1 tRNA gene and 1 rRNA gene are annotated in these 455 nt (G+C 45.2%); both read left to right on the forward strand.

The features are described from left to right. Window positions 1–105: 105 nt before the first annotated feature. Window positions 106–220: ribosomal RNA gene (rrf, locus tag EIZ58_RS32810) — 5S ribosomal RNA — on the forward strand. A gap of 57 nt (window positions 221–277) precedes the next feature. After that, window positions 278–411 (forward strand) — tRNA-OTHER (locus EIZ58_RS34090). Window positions 412–455: the final 44 nt, after the last annotated feature.

Consider the following 455-nt stretch of genomic DNA (forward strand, 5'->3'; position numbering starts at 1 on the left):
CTTACGTTGTTATCTAGTTTTGAGGGAATAATCCTCAATAGATGGAGTTCTGCTAACTTCACCGCACGTCCTGTGCGGAACGCAGAACGATCATCATCATGATGATCTGGTGATGATGGCGAAGAGGTCACACCCGTTCCCATCCCGAACACGGAAGTTAAGCTCTTCAGCGCCAATGGTACTTGGGCTCATGCCCTGGGAGAGTAGGACGTTGCCAGGTTTAGGGTTTTTCCTTCTTAAATTAAATGGCNTAGGGTTTTTCCTTCTTAAATTAAATGGCCCGTTGGAGAAGTGGCTTAACTCACATGCCTTTCACTTTGTTACCATTTGACAAGCATGATAGTATAGGTTATCATGCTTGTCAAATGGTAGCAAATGCATTCAGGGGTTCGAATCTCTTACGGGTCACCATACAAGGACGATTAGCTCAGTTGGTTAGAGCGCTACGTTGACAT

It is taken from the genome of Ammoniphilus sp. YIM 78166 (assembly GCF_004522215.1).
Classification (GTDB): domain Bacteria; phylum Bacillota; class Bacilli; order Aneurinibacillales; family RAOX-1; genus YIM-78166.